This window comes from Promicromonospora sp. NPDC060204, assembly GCF_042728455.1.
In the GTDB taxonomy this organism is placed as follows: domain Bacteria; phylum Actinomycetota; class Actinomycetes; order Actinomycetales; family Cellulomonadaceae; genus Promicromonospora.
Map to the genome: position 1 here is coordinate 1 of NZ_JBHWZO010000348.1, position 5,574 is coordinate 5,574.

2 protein-coding genes are annotated in these 5,574 nt (G+C 71.9%); both read right to left on the minus strand.

The window, feature by feature from the left end:
- Window positions 1-40: 40 nt before the first annotated feature.
- A complete protein-coding gene (locus ACFWEJ_RS26820) occupies window positions 41-1,633 on the minus strand; it encodes a peptide chain release factor 3 (RefSeq protein WP_377232224.1) in 1,593 nt (530 codons plus the stop codon).
- A gap of 167 nt (window positions 1,634-1,800) precedes the next feature.
- A complete protein-coding gene (locus ACFWEJ_RS26825) occupies window positions 1,801-5,238 on the minus strand; it encodes a family 43 glycosylhydrolase (RefSeq protein ID WP_377232225.1) in 3,438 nt (1,145 codons plus the stop codon).
- Window positions 5,239-5,574: the final 336 nt, after the last annotated feature.

The following is a 5,574-nucleotide window of genomic DNA, read 5'->3' on the forward strand; positions in this document are numbered from 1 at the left end:
GGCCACGGCCGTGCGGGCCCGTCCGGAGTGGCCTTCTGCGCTAGACCCCGCTGGCGACCAGCGGGATCAGCGGCACGTCCGGGTGGGCGCGCTCGAAGGCCCGCGCGTGCCAGACGTCGCGCAGCAGCACCAGCGGGGTGCCGTCGCCGCGGCGCACGACCTCGACGCCCGGGTAGGCAGCGATGGTGTCGATGTGCTCCGGCGCGGCCTCGCGGGCCAGCGACAGGCCGAGCTGCTCCGTCCGGATGGGCGCCGAGAACTCGTGCTCCATGCGGAAGGTCGCGACCTCGAACTGGAGCGGGCCGACGGCCCCGAGGATCGGGTTGCCGTCGCCGCGGGCCTCGGACACCAGGACCTGGACCACGCCCTCCTGCTCGAGCTGCGAGATGCCCTTGCGGAACTGCTTGGAGCGGCCCGGGTCGGCCGAGCGCGCGGCCGCGAAGTGCTCGGGGGCGAACACCGGCATGGGCGGGAAGCGCACGTGCGGGCCGGCGGCGTCGAACACCGTGTCGCCGACGGCGAGCGTGCTGGCGTTGACCAGGCCCACGACGTCGCCGGGGTAGGCGTCCTCGACCGTCTGACGTTCCCGGCCGAAGACCGACAGCGCGTACTTCGTGGCGAACGGCCGGCCGGTGCGCTCGTGCGTCACGACCATGCCGCGCTCGAAGCGGCCCGAGCACACGCGGATGAAGGCCACGTGGTCGCGGTGGTTCGGGTCCATGCCGGCCTGCATCTTGAACACGAAGCCGCTGAACGCCTGGTCCACGTCGCGGGCCGTGCCGTCGACGTCGGGCCGGGCACCGGGCGCCGGGGCGAGCTCCACGACGGCGTCCAGGAGCTGCTTGACGCCGATGTTGGCCAGCGCCGCGCCGAACAGCATCGGCGTCGTGGTGCCGGCGAGGAACGACTCACGGTCGAGCTCCTCGAGGAGCTGCACGCTCTCGACGGCCTCGGTGTGGTCGTCACCGAGGGTGTCGGCGGCGGCCTGCGGGGTGAGGAGCTCCTCCTCGGCGATCGACGCGCCGCCCGGGGCGCGGCGGTAGGTGCGCACCTCGCCGGTGGCGCGGTCGAGCAGCCCGAGGAACCGGCCGGCCTCGCCGATGGGCCAGCTCAGCGGCGTCGGGCGCAGGTTGATGCGCTCCTCCAGCTCGTCGCAGAGCTCCAGGGCCTCGCGGCCGGGGCGGTCCCACTTGTTGACGAAGGTGATGACCGGCACGCCGCGGCGGCGGCACACCTCGAACAGCTTGAGCGTCTGCGGCTCCAGGCCCTTGGCGGAGTCGAGCAGCATGACGGCGGCGTCCACCGCCGTCAGCACGCGGTAGGTGTCCTCGGAGAAGTCGGCGTGGCCGGGGGTGTCCAGGAGGTTGATCACCACGTCGCCGTACGCGAACTGCAGGGCGGCGGACGTGATGGAGATCCCACGCTTCTGCTCCATCTCGAGCCAGTCGGAGACGACGCCGGCGCGGTTGCCCTTGCCGTGCACCGCCCCGGCCTCGTCGATCGCGTGGGCGTGGAGCGCGAGGGCCTCGGTGAGGGTCGACTTGCCGGCGTCGGGGTGGGAGATCACCGCGATGCTGCGGCGACGTGCCGCTTCGGTCCCGACCTGACGGGTGTCGGAGGTCAGGACGGTCATCGGGCTCCACCATTCAGTTCGTGCTGCACCAACGCCATCCTCATCTCCCGCGCCTACCGCTTCCGGACAGCCTGCAACTCTACCCTCCCCCTCCCCCCGTTGAGTGCTGGCTATCTGCGCTCCCGGACGGCTCGGAAGCGCAGATATCCAGCACTCAACGGTCGCGGTCAGACGGCGGTGCGGGTTCGGCAGGGGGCCTGGGCCGTGACCCGTACGGTCGGGTCGGAGACCGCCGTGCCCGGCAGGGCGCCCGGCGTCGTCGCCGTCACGCGCACGGTCAGGCGGTGCCCGACGTCGGCGGCGGTGAGCCGGTACGTCCGGCCCTCCGCCCCGGCGACCGCCACGCCGTCCCGCAGCCACTGGTAGGTGAACGCGAGCCGCCGCTGGTCCCACTGCCCGGACGTCGCGGTGAGCGTCGAGCCGGCCGTGGCCCGGCCGTTCACCTTCGGCGACCTCACGGCCCGCGGCTGGACGCCGTCGTACGGCAGCGGGTCCACGCTCGTCAGAGTGGGCGTGACCTGCTGCATGAGGCCGTCGGCGCCGAACGTGAGCCGGTCGACCGTGGTCTCCCGGTGCGTCCCGTCGCCGCCGGGGATCGCGAACCGGTGGTAGGCGATGTACCACTCGTCGGTCCCGGGGACCTGGATGATCGAGCTGTGCCCGGTCGCCTGGATGCCCTGGCTGGTGTCCTTCGACAGGATGACGCCGCGGTAGGTCCACGGCCCGTCCACGCTGGTGGCGGTGGCATAGCCGACGCGGTAGTCGGCGGACCCGGTGTCGTCGATCGAGTAGGTCAGGTGGTACAGCCCGTCGCGGTAGTTGAGGAACGTCCCCTCACGGAAGTTCGTCAGCCCGCCGATCCGCGCCAGCGTGTCCTGCTTGATCGACAGCATGTCGTCGCTCAGCTCGGCGTACACCGGGCCGTTCGACGGCCCGCCGTTGCCCCAGAACAGGTAGTACCGGCCGGTCTCGGGATCCTGGAACGCCGCGGGGTCGATCGCCTGCCCGGACGCGATCGGCTCGTCGTTGAGGATCATCGCCGTCGGCTGCGCGACGAACGGGCCCTCCGGGCGGTCGGCGACGGCGACGCCGATCGTCTTGCGGTTGTAGGTCGCGTTGTGGCCGGAGAAGTAGAAGTAGTACTTCCCGCCGCGCTCGATGATCGTGGGCGCCCAGGCGTTGCCCGTGGCCCACGGCACGTCGCCGTTCGCGCCGTCCAGGGTGAGGATCGGCTCGGCCGAGCGCTCCCAGTCCACCAGGTCCTTCGACGTCCAGACGTAGAAGTCCTTGCCGCCCCAGCCCGCGACGCCGTCCGACGTCGCGTAGAGGTAGTAGCTGTCGCCGAAGTGCGCGATGTTCGGGTCGGCGTACAGGCCCGGCAGCACCGGCGAGCGCATCTCGACGACGCGCACGGTCCAGGCCCGGCTGGCGCCGTCCTGCGCGGTGACCGTGAACGTCCGCGGTGCCGACAGGTCGACCGGACCTGTGACCTGCGGCGAGACCGTCGAGGTGGACACGGTCTGGAAGGCCGGCTCCAGGGCGGTCACGTCGGTTCCGGGCGTCACCGGCAGCGTCACGGTCGACGTCGCGCCGTCGATGACGGCGGGGACCTTGAGGCTTGCGAGGTCGACGCCGGTGATGGCGGTCGGGTCCGCCCCGAGCTCCCGCACCTCGTCGGCCGACAGGGCACGGTTGTAGATGCGGAAGTCGCGCACCTTGCCCTTGAGGTACCGGTCCGCGGTGTAGGTGGAGCGACCGATGTAGTTGGCCGTGGTGCGGCCGTCACCGATGTCGCCGGGCTCGATCGTGACGCCGGTGTTCTCGCCGACCCGCACGCCGTCGAGGTAGAGCCGGGCGGTGCCGTCCTGGAGCGTGTAGGTCAGCGTCTTCCAGGCGCCGCGCGGCAGCGCCGCGCCCGAGGCCACGGTCTGCTCGGTGGACCAGTTGCCGGTCGCGATCGAGGAGCGGTAGTTGTTCCCCGTGGTGAACAGGTAGCCGTTGCCGACGCCGCCGCCGTCGGTGTTGCCCAGGCCCCAGATGAAGTACGGCGTGGCCTGCGCGGGGTCCAGCCAGACCTTCGTCGAGACAGTGATGGCGTCGAGCCCGGCCATCATGTCGTCCGGCAGGCGCACGTGGCCGTTGCTGCCGCCCAGGTTCAGCGCGCCGTCGGCCCAGGTGGCGTCGCCGCTGACGACGCCGTCGTACCCGTGGCCGGTGCCGTCCGCGGCGACCGTGCCCGCGGTCTCGTCCAGCGCGTACTGCGCGACCAGGCCGTTCTCGTCGGCCACGACCGGCGTCGGCGGTTCGGGGACCACGATGCCGTCGCGCAGCGCCGCGAGCTCGGCCGCGGTGACCGGGATGACGGTGCCGTGGCGGGGGCTCGCGGGCAGGTCGTAGTCCGCGGGCACCTGCCAGTCGGGGTGCTCCAGGTCGTCGGTGCCGAGCGGGATGTAGCCGCGGCCGCCGTACTCGTCCACGAACAGGTAGAACGGCGAGCCGGACGTGTCGCCCGGGTTGGCCTTGAAGACCGTCGGGCCCTCGACGGCGGAGGTGCCGGCCTCCCGGCCGATGCAGCCCGCCATGAACTCCCACGCCGGGTCGCCGGGCAGGTCGACGGCGGTGAGCGACGCCGACTTCTCCTGGATGATGTCCGAGCAGCCCGTCCCGCCGCCGCCCTCGTCCTTGGTGAAGCGGTAGTAGACGTCGTTCTCCCGGATCACCGTCGAGTCGATCCGTGACTCGCCGCGGTCCTGCCAGACCTGCGCCTCGCTGAACGTCACGAAGTCGCGCGTGGTGGCGTAGAGCATGCGGTTGTACGCGCTGCCCGTGTGGTCCGGGTCGTCCGCGGCGTACAGCTTCGAGGCCCAGAACACGACGTACTGCCCGAGCGTCTCGTCCCAGTAGGCCTCGGGCGCCCAGGTGTTGCCCGCGTTGTCCGGCGAGACCTTGACGTGCCGCTGCTCGGACCAGGTGATGAGGTCCGTGGACTCCCAGACCTCCAGGTACTGGCTGCCGTGGCGCTGCGCCGCGTCCCAGTCGCCGTTGCGCCCGATCGAGAGGTCGGTGGCGATCAGGAAGAACCGGTCGCCCTCGGGCGAGCGGATCAGGAACGGGTCGCGCAGGCCGAGCGTGCCCTCGGCCGACTCCAGCACCGGCTGCCCGTCATTCACCTCGTCCCAGGTCAGTGCGTCGTTGCCGCGGCTCGCTGCGAAGTAGATCTTCTCGCCGGCGAGCGAGTTGCCCGTGAAGTAGCTGAACGCGTAGCCCTCGTACGGGGCCACCTCCGGCTGCTCGCGGACCGTGAGCGCGATCTCCCGGGCCGCGGTCGCGCCCCCGACGTCAGCGGTCGCGGTCAGGGTGACCGCCGTGTCGCCCGCACCGTGCGCCGGGCGGCGGACGACGCCGTCGGCGGCGACCACGGCGGGGTCGGACGACGTCCACGTGACGCTCGCGCCGTGCCGCCCGGACGTCGGCAGGGTGAGGTGGCCGCGGACGTCGTCGGCGTGCACGACGTCGAGCGCGGCGACCGCGGCGTCTGCCTCCGCCTGGGCGGTGCTGTCTTCGGTGTCGGCGGTGTCGGCCGTGGTCTCGGCGGTGACGGACATCGTGGTCTCCGGGGCGGTAGCGGGCAGGCGTGCCGCCGTGGCGCTTGCGGGGAGGAGGGGAACCAGGCTGCCGAGCAGTGCGACGACGGCGCCCGTGGCGACCGCGCGCAGGGGCAGGCGGGAAGGACGAGTGCTTCTTTGCACAGTGACCTCGCGAGAATGTGAGCGTTAACAGTCGCGTCATCCGACCATCGGCGGATCACCCTGTCAAGGGACCGGGGCGAAAAAGCGTGGCGCCGGGCGAGCACGTGCTCGTAGGGTCGTCCGCGATATGAACGCAATGATCAGGCAGCGTTCCGCCCGCTAGCGGCGCGGAACGCACACCACCACCCAGCG